The following is a 13,896-nucleotide window of genomic DNA, read 5'->3' as shown; positions in this document are numbered from 1 at the left end:
CCCATGGCTGAGCTGAACATCGGTTACTACGCCCACCACCACGGCGCCGGCCACGTGACCCGCGCCCTGGCCATCGCCGCGGCCTGCGACCGTCCTCTGACCCTGTTCGGCAGTCGCTTGCCCGCGTCCGTGGACCTGCCCCATGTCGAACTCTGCCCGCTGCCGGCCGATGTGGCGCCCGGTGTCGAAGGTGAGGCCTTCGCCTGCCTGCACTATGCACCGTTGGGGGTAGACGGCCTACGCGAGCGTATGGGGTTGCTGGTGGACTGGTTCCGCCGCGCCTGGCCCTGCCTGCTGGTGGTGGACGTCTCGGTGGAAGTAGCCCTGCTGGCCAGACTCTGCGGCGTGCCGACGATCTACCTGCGCCAGCGTGGCAGTCGTTTCGATGCTGCCCATGAACTGGCCTATGCCGCCGCCAGCCGCCTGCTGGCACCCTATCCAGAACTCCTCGAAGAACCTGGCACACCGGCCGCCTGGCGCGCCAAGACCTGCTATGCCGGCAGCCTGTCACGCTATGCCGGGCAGCCGATCACGCCTCAGCCTGAGCCCTGGACGATCACGGTCATCGCCGGCCATGGCGGTACTGCCTTCAGCCGCGCGCGCCTGGCCGCCGCTGCCCGGGCCTGTCCCGACTGGCGGTGGACGGTGCTGGGCCCGATCGCGGACGACGCCACGCCAGCCCCGGCCAACCTGACCTTCGCCGGCAGCGTCGCCGACCCGGCGCCCTGGCTGGTCAGGTCCGAAATAGTGGTCGGTTCCGCCGGCGACAGCCTGGTGGCCGAACTGGCGGATCTGCGCTGCCGCTTCGTCTGCCTGCCCGACGCCCGACCCTTCGACGAGCAACTGTCCACCGGTCGCCTGCTGGCCGCCCAGGGCCTGGCGATCACCTGCGAAGCCTGGCCCGCCGACGACGATTGGCCGGGGCTGCTGACCAAGGCGCGCCAGCTTGATCCGGAGCGTTGGACCCAGGTGAGCGACGGCGGAGGCGCGCGCCGCGCCGCCGCCTGCATCCAGGCGGTCGCCCGGGAGGTGCTAGCATGATCGTGTTGACCTTGGTTCATGGTCGCGAGCGGCAGTTGGCCAACCTCATTCGCGGCCTGGAGCTGGCCCCGACGCCACCCACCGCCCTGGTGGTGGTGCAGATGAACGAGGCACCGCGTGCGCTGCACAGCGCGCGCTTTCCCATCCAGGTGCTCGGCGTCACGGGCGACGGCATCCTGCCCCTGGCCGCGGCGCGCAATGCCGCCGTGGCGGCCGCGCCAGGTGAGGAACTGGTGTTTCTCGACGTGGACTGTATCCCCGCGCCTGCCTTACTCGACAGCTATCGCCAGGCACTGGCCGCTCGCCCTGAGGCCCTGCATCAGGGCTTCGTCCACTACCTGCCGGCCGGCGTCGCCGAAGGCGAGTGGACGCCAGATGAGCTGTTGGCCACGGGCGTCGTTCATCCCCTGCACCGGGATCGTCCGCCCGGCGCCGAGGTGCCCCATCCGCTGTTCTGGTCGCTGAACTTCGCCTGCCGCCGCGCCACCTTTCAGCGTATCGGCGGCTTCGACGAGGGCTATTGCGGCTATGGTGGCGAGGACACCGACTTCGCCTTTCGTGCCCGGGAGGCGGGGGTATCCGTGTTTCAGGCCGATGCTCGGGCCTTCCACCAATACCACCCCACCTACCATCCGCCGCTCAATCACTTCGCCAGCATCCTGGCGAATGCCCGGCGTTTCCAGGCGCGCTGGGGACTCTGGCCCATGGATGGCTGGTTGCGTGACTTCGCCGCCGCTGGCTACATCCACTTCGATGAAAGCCGCGGCATAGAAGAGATTCGAGCGCCCAACGCCGCCGAGATCGCCGCCTGCCGGGATGCCTCCGGGTCGGGCTTCTGAGGCCTTGGCGCAACCAACCCGGCCAACGCTACTCTGAAGGTAGGGCTGGTCTGAAAAGCCGCTGGGCGCAGGCATCTTCAGACCGCCTCCAGGAATCCCTCTCGAGGAACGTTCGTCAGGAGCCGCTATGTCCTTGTTCGCCTTCAGCCTGCGCGGCGTCTCGCCGTTCACCCTCATCAAGCGTGCCGTCCAGGAATTCGTCGCCGACGACATGCCCACCTATGCGGCGGCGCTGGCCTACCAGATGCTGTTCTCGCTGTTTCCCTTCCTGTTGTTCCTCATCGCCCTGATCGGCTTCCTGCACCTGCCGGACTTCTTCACCTTCCTCCGCCAACAGGCCGCCTACCTGCTGCCGGTCACCGCGCTGGACACCGTCAACCCCATCATCGACCAGTTGCAGACGCAGAAGGGCGGCCTGCTGTCCTTCAGTATCATCGTCGCGCTCTGGTCCGCCTCCGGCGGCTTCCGTTCGCTGATGACCGCCATGAACAGCGCCTACGACGTGGTGGAGAGCCGCCCCGCCTGGAAGCGCATTCCCCTGTCGGTGCTGCACACCATAGGCCTTGCCGGCCTGCTGCTCAGCGCCGCGGCCTTGATGGTGCTCGGTCCCCAGGTGATGAACTGGCTGGCCGCCTACGTCGGGCTGGAAGACTACATGGTGACCCTCTGGGCGCTGATCCGCTGGCCGCTGGCGGTGTTCATCCTGATGATCGCCGTGGCCGCGCTCTACTACGTCACCCCGGACGTGAAGCAGACCTTCCGCTTCATCACCCCCGGCTCGGCGCTGGCCGTGGTGGTCTGGATCCTGGCGTCCCTGGGCTTCGGCTACTACGTGCAGAACTTCGCCAACTACAACGCCACCTACGGCAGCATCGGCGCCATCATCGTGCTGCTGCTGTATTTCTACATTTCCTCGGCGGTGCTGCTGTTCGGCGCGGAGATCAATGCGGTGATCGAACACCACAGCGAAGACGGCAAGGAAAAGGGCGAGAAGACCCCAGGCGACGGCGGGGTGGAAGGCGACGAGGAAATCCAGGCGGCCCAAGCGGAAGAAGAGGGCGTGCTGGGAAAGGCGCGGGTGGTGAAGCGCTAGATCGTAGGTTGGGCTGAGACGGCTTCATCGTCGAAGCCCACATGGCCAGCACCCTGAGGCGAGACCTGTTGGGCTTCGCTGCGCTCAGCCCAACCTACGGCGACTCCTGGCGCGATCGGCGCTGGTAGGGTGGATAACGGCTTCAGCCTTATCCACCGCTCACGCCTCGTCCTCCCTGTGGAAAACCTGGCAAGGTCCCACCAGAGGACGGACGCAAGCTGCCTTACTTGGCCTTGCCCTGGTTGGCCACCGCCGCCATCTTGGCGGCGACCTCGTCCGGGTCGGCCAGGTAGTAGTGCTTGGTGGGCTTGAGGTTATCGTCGAATTCATACACCAGCGGCACGCCGTTGGGGATGTTGAGGCTGACGATGTCGCTGTCGGAGATGTTGTCCAGGTACTTGATCAGGGCGCGCATGGAGTTGCCGTGGGCGACCACCAGCACGCGCTGGCCACTGCGGATGGCCGGGGCCAGGACTTCGTTCCAATAGGGCAGGACGCGCTCGACGCAGTCCTTCAGGCATTCGGTGCGCGGCACCTGATCCAGCGACAGACCGGCATAGCGCGGATCGGCGGCCAGCGCCTTCTGCTCTTCGACGCTCTGCTCGGGCGGCGGCACGTCGTAGCTGCGGCGCCACACCAGCACCTGCTCCTCGCCGTACTTGGCCGCGGTCTCGGACTTGTTCAGTCCGGTCAGGCCGCCATAGTGACGCTCGTTGAGGCGCCAGTCGCTCACCACCGGCAGCCACATCTGGTCCATGCCTTCCTGGACGTGCCACAGGGTACGGACGGCGCGCTTGAGCACCGAGACATGGGCCACGTCGAAGAGGAAGCCGGCGTCCTTGAGCGCCTGGCCGCCCTCGTGGGCCTCGCGGATCCCCTGTTCGGTCAGATCCACATCCGCCCAGCCACTGAAGCGGTTTTCCAGGTTCCACGCCGACTGGCCATGGCGGATGAATACGACTTGCGACATGCGACCTCCATCTTGGGATTCATTGTTTGGCTCACGCCTACGCGAAGCTGTGCCAAACATACCGCAGATGGAGGTTTCCGGCATGGGCATCACGGAATCCGTGATGCGTCCGGCACTCGTAGCGCGTCTCAGGCCGCCAGGGCGCGCCGGGTACGGGCGATGACTCGCTCCAGCCCGTCGGCAGCGCTGTACTGCTCGGGGTAGAGGCGCTCGCTGCGACAGGCCACGCCGCGCTCGTCGACCACGGTGAAGCTGAAGCCGCCCTTGCGCGATGCCGGGGTGGTGATGCAGTGGAACGGCGCGAAGGCCGCTTGGAGATGTTGCATGGCCGCGATGGCCTGGTTTTGAATGTTCATACGTCTATCCTTGGGATCCACGCTCAGTCGGCGCGGTGAAATAACTCCAGCAACCTCGTGCCCATGACGGCCGACGGCTGAATCTCTGGCTGGAGGAAGGCAGCGTGTGGGCGAAATGCCCAGGCATGCAGGTAAGTACTTGGGAAGGCAGGCAACCGGCCGGGCACGAGATTCAGAGGCCGCGGCGGCAGATCCTGAGCAATCGAGGGATCGGAGCGATCCGGATGACGCTGATTTCACGCGGCTTGTTGAGAGCGGAAAGGCGCCCAGCGATTGGGGTCAGCTTGGTACTAACCCGATCAAGCTAGCAGGATCGATGCCAAGAGCGCAAGCCCGTCGGTCGGCGACGGGCTTGGTGGTGTCTAGCGCTCGACCAACTGCATCCAGGCCGTGGGATAACGCGTCCCGGCCACGGCGTCCGCGGTGAAAAGGCTATCCAGCTCGGCCTTTTCGCCGACGCTCAACCGCACCTCGAGCGCACCGAGATTCTCCAGCAGATAGTGCCGGCGCCGGGTGCCCGGGATGGGGATGATGTCCTCACCCTGGGCCAGGACCCAAGCCAGCGCCACCTGGCCAGGCGTCACGCCCTTGGCCTCGGCCAGGGCCCGTACCCGTTCCACCAGCTCCAGGTTGCGCTGGAAGTTCTCGCCCTGGAAGCGGGGGCTCAGCCGGCGATAGTCATCCGCGGCGAAATCCTCCGGCGATTTCAGGGCACCGGTGAGAAAGCCCCGGCCCAGTGGGCTGTAGGCCACCAGGGCTACACCCAGCTCGCGGCAGGTGGCGAGGATGCCGTGCTCCAGCGGATCGCGGGACCATAGCGAGAATTCACTCTGCAGGGCGGCGATGGGATGGACCCGGTAGGCGCGGGTGAGGGTCTCGCTGGACGCCTCGCTCAGCCCCAGGTAGCGCACCTTGCCGGCCTGGATCAGGTCGGCCATGGCGCCCACGGTGTCCTCGATGGGAACCTCGGGATCAACGCGGTGCTGGTAATAGAGATCGAGATGGTCGACCGCCAGCCGGCGCAGACTGCCTTCCACCGCCTGGCGCACATAGTCGGGGCGGCCGTTCACGCCACGGCTGGTGGGGTCGGCGCTGCGCACCAGGCCGAACTTGGTCGCCAGGAACACCTGTTCGCGGCGCCCACGCAGGGCTCGGCCGAGCAGTTCTTCGTTACGGTGCGGACCATAGGCGTCGGCGGTATCCAGCAGGGTCACGCCCCCCTCCAGAGCGAGGTCCAGGGTGGCGAGGGCTTCGGTCTCGTCCGTCGCCCCATAGAACTCGCTCATACCCATGCAGCCCAGGCCCAGGGCGGATACCAGGGGGCCGTTAAGGCCCATTCGTCGTTGCAGCATGGCCTTTTCCTCTCGATAGATGACCCGATCAGGCTAGGTGTTGAGTGAGAATGAACAAAGGTTTTATCTGGGCAGACAGTATTCAACCTGGGTGAATAATCTTGGACCGACTGGCAGCCATGCGTGGCTTCGTGCGTATCGTCGAACGCCGCTCCTTTACCCGGGCAGCGGCCGATCTGGGCCTGTCACCGGCGATGGCGACCCTGCTGGTGCAACAGCTGGAAGCCCACTTGGGGGTGACGCTACTGCACCGCACCACCCGCCGGGTCAGCCCGACCCTGGATGGCGCGGCCTACTACGAGCGTTGCCTACGCTGGTTGGCCGAGCTGGACGATATCGAAGGGGCGTTCAGCCAGCGCCGTCGGCAACCCCGTGGCCGACTGCGCGTCGATCTGCCCGGCTCTCTGGGACGGGCGCTGGTGATCCCGGCGCTGCCGGATTTCTGCCAGCGTTATCCCGAGCTGGAGTTGGTGATCAGCGCCGACGACCGCCCGGTGGACGTGATCGGCGAGGGTATCGATTGCGTGCTGCGCAGCGGACCACTGCTCGACGACGGCCTGGCCGCCCAGCCGTTGGGCGAGCTGGTGCAGGTGACCTGTGCCAGCCCGGCTTATCTCGAGCGGCATGGCCAGCCGACGACCCTCGCGGACCTGGCCGAGCACCAAGGGTTGCACTATCGCTCCCAGCGCAGCGGTCGGCGGCTCCCCTTCGAATTCGTGCAGGAAGGCGACGTGCTCTGCCCGGAAGTGCCGGGCCGGCTGGCGCTCAGTGGCGCCGATGTCTATGTCGGCGCCGCCCTGGCCGGCCTGGGCCTGATCCAGGCGCCGCTCTATCACGTGGCGGCGGACCTGGCTGCGGGGCGATTGTGCGAGGTGCTGCCCGACCAGCGCCCACCGGGCCTACCACTGGCGGCGGTCTATCCCCTGGCCAGCCAGACCTCGCCGCGGGTGCGGGCCTGGGTGGAGTGGCTGGATGAGGTGTTCGCCGCGGTCGATCCGGCTTGGTTGAGGCGTTGAGCTAGTAGCCCGCCGCCGCCCCGTTGCTGCGCGGATCGAAGGCCCCTTCGAATAGCCCGTTGGCATGGCGGACCGCCGCGCCCGCGTGGCCCATGGTCTCGCTGAAGGGCGGCAGCAACTCCACCTCGTGGCCGAGGGCGCGCAATTCCTCGATCACCGTGGCGGGGAAGCGACTCTCCAGCTTGAGGTTGTCGCTGCTCTCGCCCCAGGTGCGGCCCAGCAGCCAGCGTGGCGCGGTGATCGCTTCCTGCAGGCGCTGGCCGAACACCGCATAGCGGCTGAACACCGCCGCCTGGGTCTGGGGCTGGCCGTCGCCGCCCATGGTGCCGTAGACCAGGGTGCGGCCATCGGCCAGGCGGGCGGCGGCCGGGTTGAGGGTATGGAACGGCTGCTTGCCCGGCGCCAGGGCCAGGATGTGCGCGGGGTCCAGGCTGAAGGAGGCGCCGCGGTTCTGCCAGTTGAGGCCGCTGTCCGGCAGCACCACGCCACTGCCGAACTCATGGTAGATGCTCTGGATAAAGGACACCGCCAAGCCGTTGCCGTCGATCACACCCATCCAGATGGTGTCGCCCGGCCCCTTGCCACGGCCCGAGGGGCGGGCCCGCTGCGGATCGATCTGGCCGGCCAGGTCGGCGAGCCAGGAGGGCTCCAGGCAGGCCTGGGCATCGAGGGTCATGTGCGCCGGGTCGGTGATGTGCTCGTCGCGCACCTTGAACGCCAGCTTGGTGGCTTCCACCAGGGTGTGGACGTGGGCGCTGCCATCGGCCGTGCAGCTGCCGAGGCCGGCGTGATCGGCGAGGCCGAGGATCAATTGGGAGACCAGGCCCTGGGATGGCGGGGCGAGGTTGTAGACGCTGCCCGCGCTATGGGCGAGGTGCAGCGGCGTGACCCGCCTGGCGCGGTAGGCCGCCAGGTCGGCGGCGGTGACCGGGGCGCCCAGCGCGGCCAGGTCGGCGGCGATGCGGGCGGCCAGGTCGCCGCGATAGAAGTCATCGAGGCCGCGCTCCGCCAGCTGGCGCAGGGTGGCCGCCAGGCGCGGCTGGGTGAACAGGGCGCCTTCGGCGGGGACGGCGCCGTCGGGCAGGAAGGTCGCGGCGAAGCCGGGGAGGGCTTCCAGTTCGGCGCGCTTGGCCAGGGTCGCCAGGTGCTGGGAGCCGGTCACCGGGATGCCGGCCTCGGCGTAGTGGATGGCATCGGCCAGCAGGCGCGGCAACGGCAGGCGCCCGCCGAATTCCGCGGCCACCTCCAGGGCCGCCTGCCAGCCGCCCACGGTCCCGGCCACGGTGAGCGCGGCGCGCGGACCGCGGGTGGGGATGGCGCTCAGGTCGGCATAGGCGGCCAGGGTCGCGCCACTGCCGGCCGGGCCGCTGGCATCCAGGGCGATGGGCTCGCCCTCGGGCGGCACGATCAGCCAGAAGCCATCACCGCCCAGGCCGTTCATGTGCGGGTAGACCACGGCGATACTGGCTGCGGCGGCGACCATGGCCTCCACGGCATTGCCGCCTTCGCGCAGGACCGCCAGGGCGGACTGCGCCGCCAGGCTGTGGGGGGCGACGGCGATGCCGCGAGCGGCGACGGTGGTGTTGAGCATGGGGCTTCCTCGTTAGCGGGCGTGACGGGCCAGCCAGCGCTGGCGCAGGCGCTTGAGCACCAGCAGGGCCAGGGCGGCGGTGATGAGATCGAAGGCGATGGCGGTGGCGAATACCGGCAGCCAGCTGCCGCTGGATTGGTGCAGCAGCGCCGCGACCGGTCCGCCGAAGATCGAGCCGATACCCTGGGCCATGTACAGGAAACCATAGTTGGTGGTGGCGTGGCGGGTGCCGAAGGTGTCGGTGAGGGTCGAGGGGAACAGCGAGAAGATCTCGCCCCAGCCGAGGAAGACGACACCCGACAGCAGCACGAAGAGCACCGGGTTGTCGCTGGTCAGCAGCCAGAGTGTCATGGCGATGCCTTCGAAGCAGAAGGCGAAGGCCATGGTGTTCTCGCGGCCCCAGCGATCGGAGATCCAGCCGAACAGCGGGCGGGTCAGGCCGTTGCAGACGCGGTCGATGGTCATGGCCAGCGGCAGGGCGGCCATGCCGAACACCATCACCTCGGTCATGCCGAAATCCTTGGCGAAGCTGGCCATCTGCGAGGTGACCATCAGGCCGGAGGTGGACATCAGGGTGAACATCAGGAACATCAGCCAGAACAGCGGCGTCTTGAGCATGGCCTTGGGCGCGATGTCCGGGGCCGTGCCGACCTCGGTTGCCAGGGCTTTGGCCGGCGCCGGCGGCTGGCGCAGGAACTGGGCGGCGAGCAGGCCGACGATGCCCAGCACCACGCCGAAGGTGACCAGGGTGGTCTCCAGCCCCAGGCTCTTCAGGCTGTTGGCGATGGGAAAGGTAGTGACCATGGCGCCCATGCCATAGCCGGCCGCCACGGCGCCGGCGGCGAGGCCGCGACGATCGGGAAACCAGCGCACCATCAGCCCGACGACGCCGACGTAGACGATGCCGGTGCCGAGGCCACCGAGCACGCCGTAGGTCAGGTAGAGACTGGCGAGGCTGTCGGCGCGACTGGCCAGGATCCAGCTCAGGCCGCTGAGGGCGCAGCCACAGGCGATCAGCTTGCGAATGCCGAAGCGGTCCACCAGGAAGCCCTGGACCGGCGAGAAGAAGGTCTGCAAGACGATCAGCAGCGAGAAGGTGACCTGCAACGAGGCCAGCCCGGAACCGAGCTTGGCGCTCAGCGGGCCGGTGAACAGCGTCCAGACGTACTGCGGGCTGGAGATGGCCATCATGCAGATAACGCCGGCGCACAGCTGGAACCAGCGCGAGGTGGAAGAGAGGACGGGGGTCGAGGTCGCGATGAGCGGCTTGGTGGTCATCGGGTGCAATCCTGTCAGGGCAAGACGAAGTGAGGGCAGGATGGCAAGGGATGCAGCGATCATCGTTATGGGCTACGGCTGCGAGCGGAGAGCTCGAGTCGGCCGGGTTTCCCGAAAAGTAGCACCGGGAAAGTCCGGCGGACTCGCGTCAAAAGCCCAATGCATAGCGTGAAACGGACAGGTGCGCAGTGAGCGCTCGGGCGGTGTCGGGCGCTTGGGTGCTGGAGCCGTCTTGTCTGACGGATCAGGTAGGGGAAGGCTAGGCGCCTAGGGCGCGGCTTGAGGGAGGCCTGGGGTGTGCGCCAGAATCGATCGGGATGGGCCGCGCCAGCCGCTACCGCTCGTCAGGTGTTGGAAAAAGCCCCTGCCGAGCGTGCGGTGGTATCGGCGCCCCGCGGCCCGACCCTATAGAGGACCGGGCATTGGTTCAGTGCGCCTCGGCAGGGGTATCGCCACCGGCGGTCGCGGGCGCGGGTTGCCGATGACCGAAGGCCTGGCCCAGGTCGTCACCGGACGTGGTGCGGTTGTCGTCGGTGCGCCACTTGGCCACATCGGCGGCGCTGACCGGCGGGGCGTCGTTGCCCCAGCTGGCGCGGATGAAGCTGACCACGTCGGCCACCTGGGCGTCGTCCAGGCGCCAGCCGAAGGGTGGCATGACGATCATCGAGGGCGCGGTGTGCAGGCCGGGCAGGGTGCCGCCCTTGAGCACTATATTGATCAGCGAGCTGGCATCGGCCGTGCGCAGCACCGGATTGCCGGCCAGGGCCGGGAACACCCGGTCGTAGCCCTGGCCGTCGGTGCGGTGGCAGGCGGCGCAGTTGTCGACATAGACCTGGGCACCGCGGGCGCTGTCGTCGCCGCGCCAGAGGGCGGCAGCGGCGCGGCCATCCGGCTGGAAGGGCGCATCGTGCGGGTCCTTGGGTGGCAAGGTCTTGAGATAGCGGGCGATGGCGTGCAGATCGGCGTCGCTCAGGTATTGCAGGCTGTGTTGCACCACCTCGGTCATGCCGCCGAACACGGCGCTGTCGGCGGAGCGACCGGTCTTGAAGAATTGCACCAGTTGCTCCTCGTCCCAGCGGCCCAGGCCGTCGCGCTGGTCGCCGCGCAGGTTCTTGGCGATCCAGCCTTCCAGCGGCGCGCTGCCGGCCAGGAAATCCGCGCCATCGGCGGGGGAGAGCGCCTTTTCCTGCATGGTCAGGGCGCGCGGGGTGTGGCAGGCGCCGCAATGGCCCAGGCCTTCCACCAGGTAGGCGCCACGCGCCACCACCGGGTCCTGGTCCGGGGCCGGCTGGAATTGCACCACCTCAGGGGCGAACAGCTGGCGCCAGATCGCCAGTGGCCAGCGCATGGACAGCGGCCAGGGGATGTCGCTGTCGCGATTGGCCTGGGCCACCGGGGTCACGCCGTGCATGAAGTAGGCGTACAGGGCGTGCATGTCGCCCTCGCTGACCCGGGCGTAGGAGGGGTAGGGCATGGCCGGGTAGAGGGTATGGCCCTCCTTGGCGATGCCCTGGCGGATGGCGGCGTCGAAGTCGGCGAAGCTGTAGTCGCCGATGCCGGTCTGCCGATCCGGGGTGATGTTGGTGGAATAGAGGGTGCCGATGGGCGTCTGCATGGGCAGGCCGCCAGCGAAGGGCTGGCCGCCCGGCGCCGTGTGGCAGGCCACGCAGTCACCGGCGCGCGCCAGGTACTCGCCTTTCTTGATCAATGCCGGGTCATTGTCTTCGGCGGCCTGGACGCCCAGGGTCAGGCCGGCGCCCAGCAGCAGGGTCGCGAGGGTACGGAGGATCATGGGCGCGCCTCTCATGCCTGCACCAGGGGGCCGGGGTTCTTCAGGTATTGCTCGCGGATGGCCCGCGCCGACCAGTAGGTCAGGGCCGCCACCAGGCCGGTGGGGTTGTAGCCCAGGCCCTGGGGAAAGGCCGAGGCACCCGGCACGAAGACGTTGTGCACGTCCCAGCTCTGCAGGTAGCGATTCACCGCGCTGGTCTTGGGATCGGTGCCCATGATGGCGCCACCGTTCAGGTGGGTGGTCTGGTAGCTGGCGGTGTTGAAGTGGCCACCGAAATCCTTGACCGCGACGCTGATGTGCTCGGGACTCATGGCCTCGGCGATCTTCTTCATCTTGGCCGCCATGAAGCGGGTCATGCGGATGTCGTTGTCCTTCCAGTCGAAGGTCATGCGCAGCAGCGGCTGGCCGTAGGCGTCGCGATAGGTGGGGTCCAGGTCCAGGTAGTTGTCGCGATAGGACTGGTGCGCGCCATGGGCGTCCATCGACAGCTGGTGGTTGTAGTAGCCGGCCTGGGCCTTCTTCCAGGCGCTGCCCCACTGCGGCGTGCCGGGCGGATTGGCCGCCCCGGCGATGGGTCGGGTACCGGCCTGGTTGACCCACATGGGCGAGCCGCCGACGAAGCCGTGGGGGCCGTGGTCGAAGTTGTCGGCGTTGAAATCGTCCACCGCCACGCCATTGCCGCCGGCGCCGATGAAGGGATTGGTGTGGTGCTGATCCTTGCGGAAAAAGGCCTTGATGGTGGCCATGTTCTGGTAGGCGAAGTTGCGCCCGACCACGCCCTCGCCGGTCTTGGGATCATAGGGCTGGCCGATGCCCGACAGCAGCATCAGGCGCACGTTGTTGAACTGGAAGGCGGCGAGGATGACGATATCGGCCGGCTGTTCCAGCTCCTGGCCCTGGGCGTCCAGGTAGGTCACCCCGGTGGCCTTCTTGCCGGTGCTGTCCAGGTTCACCTTCAGCACATGGGCCTGGCTGCGCAGCTCGAAGCGCGGCTCCTGCTTGAGCGCCGGCAGGATGTTCAGATTCGGCGAGGCCTTGGAATACATGTAGCAGACGTAGCCGCTGCAATAGCCGCAGAAGTTGCACGGGCCCATCTGGCAGCCGTAGGGGTTGGTGTAGGGCCCCGAGGTATTGGCCGAGGGCAGGTTGTAGGGGTGATAGCCCACCTCCCGCGCGGCCTGTTCGAACAGTTGCGCCGAGACGGTGTTCTTTTGCGCCGGCAGCGGGAAGTCGCTGGAGCGATCGGCGGCATAGGGGTTGCCGCCCTTGCCGTCGCCCACCACCTGGCCTTTGATGCTCCAAGCGGTGCCCGAGGTGCCGAACACCTTCTCGGCGAAGTCGAAATAGGGCTCCAGCTCGGCGTAGCTGACGCCGAAGTCCTGGATGGTCATGCCCTCGGGAATGAATTTCTTGCCGTAACGTTCCTCGTAGTGGCTGCGCAGGCGCAGTTCCACCGGGTCGACGCGGAAGTGCACGCCGGACCAGTGCAGGCCGGCGCCGCCGACGCCATCGCCGGGCAGGAAGACGCCGAGCTGCCGGTTGGGCAGGGCGACGTCATTCACGCTGTGGCGGATGGTGACGGTTTCCTTGGACACATCGACGAACAGCTTCTTGCGGATGCTGTAGGTGAGTTCGTCGATCACCTGGGGATAGGAGCCGTCGGGATAGGTGTCCCGATAGCTGCCGCGCTCCAGGGCCACCACGTCCAGCCCGGCCTCGGTCAGTTCCTTGGCCATGATGGCGCCGGTCCAGCCGAAGCCGACGATCACCACGTTCTTGCTGGGCAATACCTTGGCCATCAGCCGCGCTCCCCGCGAATGGATACTGGCGGCAGTGGATAGCGTTCGTCGCGCTCCACCCAGTCCATGAAGTCGGCGCGGGCACCGGGGAAATTCACCAGTTTCCAGCCGACCAGTTCCTTGTTGCCGCCATGCAGCGGATCGCAATAGAAGCCTTCCTTGGTGTTCTGCAGCAGTTGGGCGAAGAACAGCTTGGCCGGCACGCCGTCCAGCGGGGCGTCACCGCTTTCCAGGGCCTTGAGCGCCTCGTCCTGCTGGGTGGGTGCGAGCTCGGCGAAGGGCTTGCCGTGTTGCTGAGCCGTCCAGCGATCCACCGCGGCGATGCCCAGGCGATAGAGGTCCTGAGGCACAAGCCGACTCTGGTAGCCCATTTCCGGCGCGGCGTCGGCGGCGAAGGGGCCCTGCATGTACCAGAGGCCACCGCGGGCATAGGCGGTCTGCATCTGGCGGTCGATGAACTCAGGGGCGCCGGCTTCCAGCGCCCCCGGCCCCAGCTCGTCCGCCGGAATCAGCCGGGCCACCGCCGCCTGCACGAAGGCCCATTCCTCGGCGGTGAAGAACACCGGCTGGTAGTGATCCGCGCGCGGGCTGCTGCCGGGCTTGTCCACCGGCGTCGGGGCGGCGAGGGCCAGGCTCGGCGCGGTACTGCCGGCCAAGGCCACCATGGGAATCAGGCTCAGGGACTTGCGCAGGAAGTCGCGACGGGCCGGGACAGAGTCGTCTGCGGACATGCTCGGGGTCTCATCAGGGGCCCGACGTGGAACCGCAG

The 13,896-nt window shown here is 67.7% G+C and carries 12 protein-coding genes; 4 read left to right on the top strand and 8 right to left on the bottom strand.

Annotation, left to right across the window (positions count from 1 at the left end):
• The first annotated feature begins 3 nt into the window (after positions 1 to 3).
• The 3 genes from FAZ11_RS13480 (at position 4) to FAZ11_RS13470 (ending at position 2,973) form a co-directional block, all read left to right on the top strand.
• Entirely contained in the window at positions 4 to 1,041 is a 1,038-nt protein-coding gene (locus tag FAZ11_RS13480; protein WP_058772321.1) for a hypothetical protein, read from the top strand.
• Positions 1,038 to 1,880, top strand: coding sequence for a glycosyltransferase family 2 protein (locus FAZ11_RS13475; protein ID WP_058772320.1), 843 nt, complete (start codon positions 1,038 to 1,040; stop codon positions 1,878 to 1,880). Before FAZ11_RS13480 ends, FAZ11_RS13475 begins: the two co-directional genes overlap by 4 nt.
• A gap of 127 nt (positions 1,881 to 2,007) precedes the next feature.
• A complete protein-coding gene (locus FAZ11_RS13470) occupies positions 2,008 to 2,973 on the top strand; it encodes a YihY/virulence factor BrkB family protein (protein ID WP_058760404.1) in 966 nt (321 codons plus the stop codon).
• 223 nt (positions 2,974 to 3,196) lie between these two features.
• On the opposite strand, the gene gpmA is transcribed toward FAZ11_RS13470, so the two are convergent.
• The 3 genes from gpmA to FAZ11_RS13455 all read right to left on the bottom strand — a co-directional run bounded on the left by gpmA (position 3,197) and on the right by FAZ11_RS13455 (position 5,651).
• The gene (gpmA, locus tag FAZ11_RS13465) at positions 3,197 to 3,943 is read right to left on the bottom strand and encodes a 2,3-diphosphoglycerate-dependent phosphoglycerate mutase (protein ID WP_058772319.1); all 747 of its coding nucleotides are present in this window, start codon (positions 3,941 to 3,943) and stop codon (positions 3,197 to 3,199) included.
• A gap of 128 nt (positions 3,944 to 4,071) precedes the next feature.
• The gene (locus FAZ11_RS13460; RefSeq protein WP_027598119.1) at positions 4,072 to 4,299 is read right to left on the bottom strand and encodes a hypothetical protein; all 228 of its coding nucleotides are present in this window, start codon (positions 4,297 to 4,299) and stop codon (positions 4,072 to 4,074) included.
• A gap of 362 nt (positions 4,300 to 4,661) precedes the next feature.
• Positions 4,662 to 5,651, bottom strand: coding sequence for an aldo/keto reductase (locus tag FAZ11_RS13455; protein ID WP_058772318.1), 990 nt, complete (start codon positions 5,649 to 5,651; stop codon positions 4,662 to 4,664).
• Between the two features lie 101 nt (positions 5,652 to 5,752).
• On the opposite strand from FAZ11_RS13455, the gene FAZ11_RS13450 reads away from it, so the two are divergent.
• Positions 5,753 to 6,667, top strand: a complete 915-nt coding sequence (locus FAZ11_RS13450) for a LysR family transcriptional regulator (protein WP_058772317.1) — start codon at positions 5,753 to 5,755, stop codon at positions 6,665 to 6,667.
• Position 6,668: 1 nt separating this feature from the next.
• Here the strand turns inward: FAZ11_RS13450 and FAZ11_RS13445 are convergent, their stop codons facing one another.
• From FAZ11_RS13445 to FAZ11_RS13425, 5 genes are all read right to left on the bottom strand, one after another.
• Positions 6,669 to 8,258, bottom strand: coding sequence for a gamma-glutamyltransferase family protein (locus FAZ11_RS13445; protein ID WP_058772316.1), 1,590 nt, complete (start codon positions 8,256 to 8,258; stop codon positions 6,669 to 6,671).
• A gap of 12 nt (positions 8,259 to 8,270) precedes the next feature.
• A complete protein-coding gene (gene oxlT / locus FAZ11_RS13440; protein ID WP_058772315.1) occupies positions 8,271 to 9,536 on the bottom strand; it encodes an oxalate/formate MFS antiporter in 1,266 nt (421 codons plus the stop codon).
• Positions 9,537 to 9,963: 427 nt separating this feature from the next.
• Positions 9,964 to 11,328 carry a c-type cytochrome gene (locus tag FAZ11_RS13435; protein ID WP_058772314.1) on the bottom strand — a complete coding sequence of 455 codons (1,365 nt, stop codon included), beginning with the start codon at positions 11,326 to 11,328 and terminating at the stop codon, positions 9,964 to 9,966.
• Positions 11,329 to 11,339: 11 nt separating this feature from the next.
• Complete coding sequence (locus FAZ11_RS13430) at positions 11,340 to 13,127, bottom strand: GMC family oxidoreductase (RefSeq protein ID WP_058772313.1); 1,788 nt, start codon at positions 13,125 to 13,127, stop codon at positions 11,340 to 11,342.
• On the bottom strand, positions 13,127 to 13,858 hold the full coding sequence (locus tag FAZ11_RS13425; protein WP_058772312.1) for a gluconate 2-dehydrogenase subunit 3 family protein: 732 nt from the start codon (positions 13,856 to 13,858) through the stop codon (positions 13,127 to 13,129). Before FAZ11_RS13425 ends, FAZ11_RS13430 begins: the two co-directional genes overlap by 1 nt.
• Positions 13,859 to 13,896 lie beyond the last annotated feature (38 nt).

The organism is Pseudomonas rhizoryzae, from assembly GCF_005250615.1.
Classification (GTDB): domain Bacteria; phylum Pseudomonadota; class Gammaproteobacteria; order Pseudomonadales; family Pseudomonadaceae; genus Chryseomonas; species Chryseomonas rhizoryzae.
The sequence above is the reverse complement of the archived record's forward strand: the minus strand, read 5'-3'. Positions and strand labels throughout refer to the sequence as shown.

Excerpts from the sequence above, each read along its gene's own strand:
- FAZ11_RS13480 (WP_058772321.1), top strand. The coding sequence starts at position 4 with ATGGCTGAGCTGAACATCGGTTACTACGCCCACCACCACGGCGCCGGC.
- FAZ11_RS13475 (WP_058772320.1), top strand. The coding sequence starts at position 1,038 with ATGATCGTGTTGACCTTGGTTCATGGTCGCGAGCGGCAGTTGGCCAAC.
- FAZ11_RS13470 (WP_058760404.1), top strand. The coding sequence starts at position 2,008 with ATGTCCTTGTTCGCCTTCAGCCTGCGCGGCGTCTCGCCGTTCACCCTC.
- gpmA (WP_058772319.1), bottom strand. The coding sequence starts at position 3,943 with ATGTCGCAAGTCGTATTCATCCGCCATGGCCAGTCGGCGTGGAACCTG.
- FAZ11_RS13460 (WP_027598119.1), bottom strand. The coding sequence starts at position 4,299 with ATGAACATTCAAAACCAGGCCATCGCGGCCATGCAACATCTCCAAGCG.
- FAZ11_RS13455 (WP_058772318.1), bottom strand. The coding sequence starts at position 5,651 with ATGCTGCAACGACGAATGGGCCTTAACGGCCCCCTGGTATCCGCCCTG.
- FAZ11_RS13445 (WP_058772316.1), bottom strand. The coding sequence starts at position 8,258 with ATGCTCAACACCACCGTCGCCGCTCGCGGCATCGCCGTCGCCCCCCAC.
- oxlT (WP_058772315.1), bottom strand. The coding sequence starts at position 9,536 with ATGACCACCAAGCCGCTCATCGCGACCTCGACCCCCGTCCTCTCTTCC.
- FAZ11_RS13435 (WP_058772314.1), bottom strand. The coding sequence starts at position 11,328 with ATGATCCTCCGTACCCTCGCGACCCTGCTGCTGGGCGCCGGCCTGACC.
- FAZ11_RS13430 (WP_058772313.1), bottom strand. The coding sequence starts at position 13,127 with ATGGCCAAGGTATTGCCCAGCAAGAACGTGGTGATCGTCGGCTTCGGC.
- FAZ11_RS13425 (WP_058772312.1), bottom strand. The coding sequence starts at position 13,858 with ATGTCCGCAGACGACTCTGTCCCGGCCCGTCGCGACTTCCTGCGCAAG.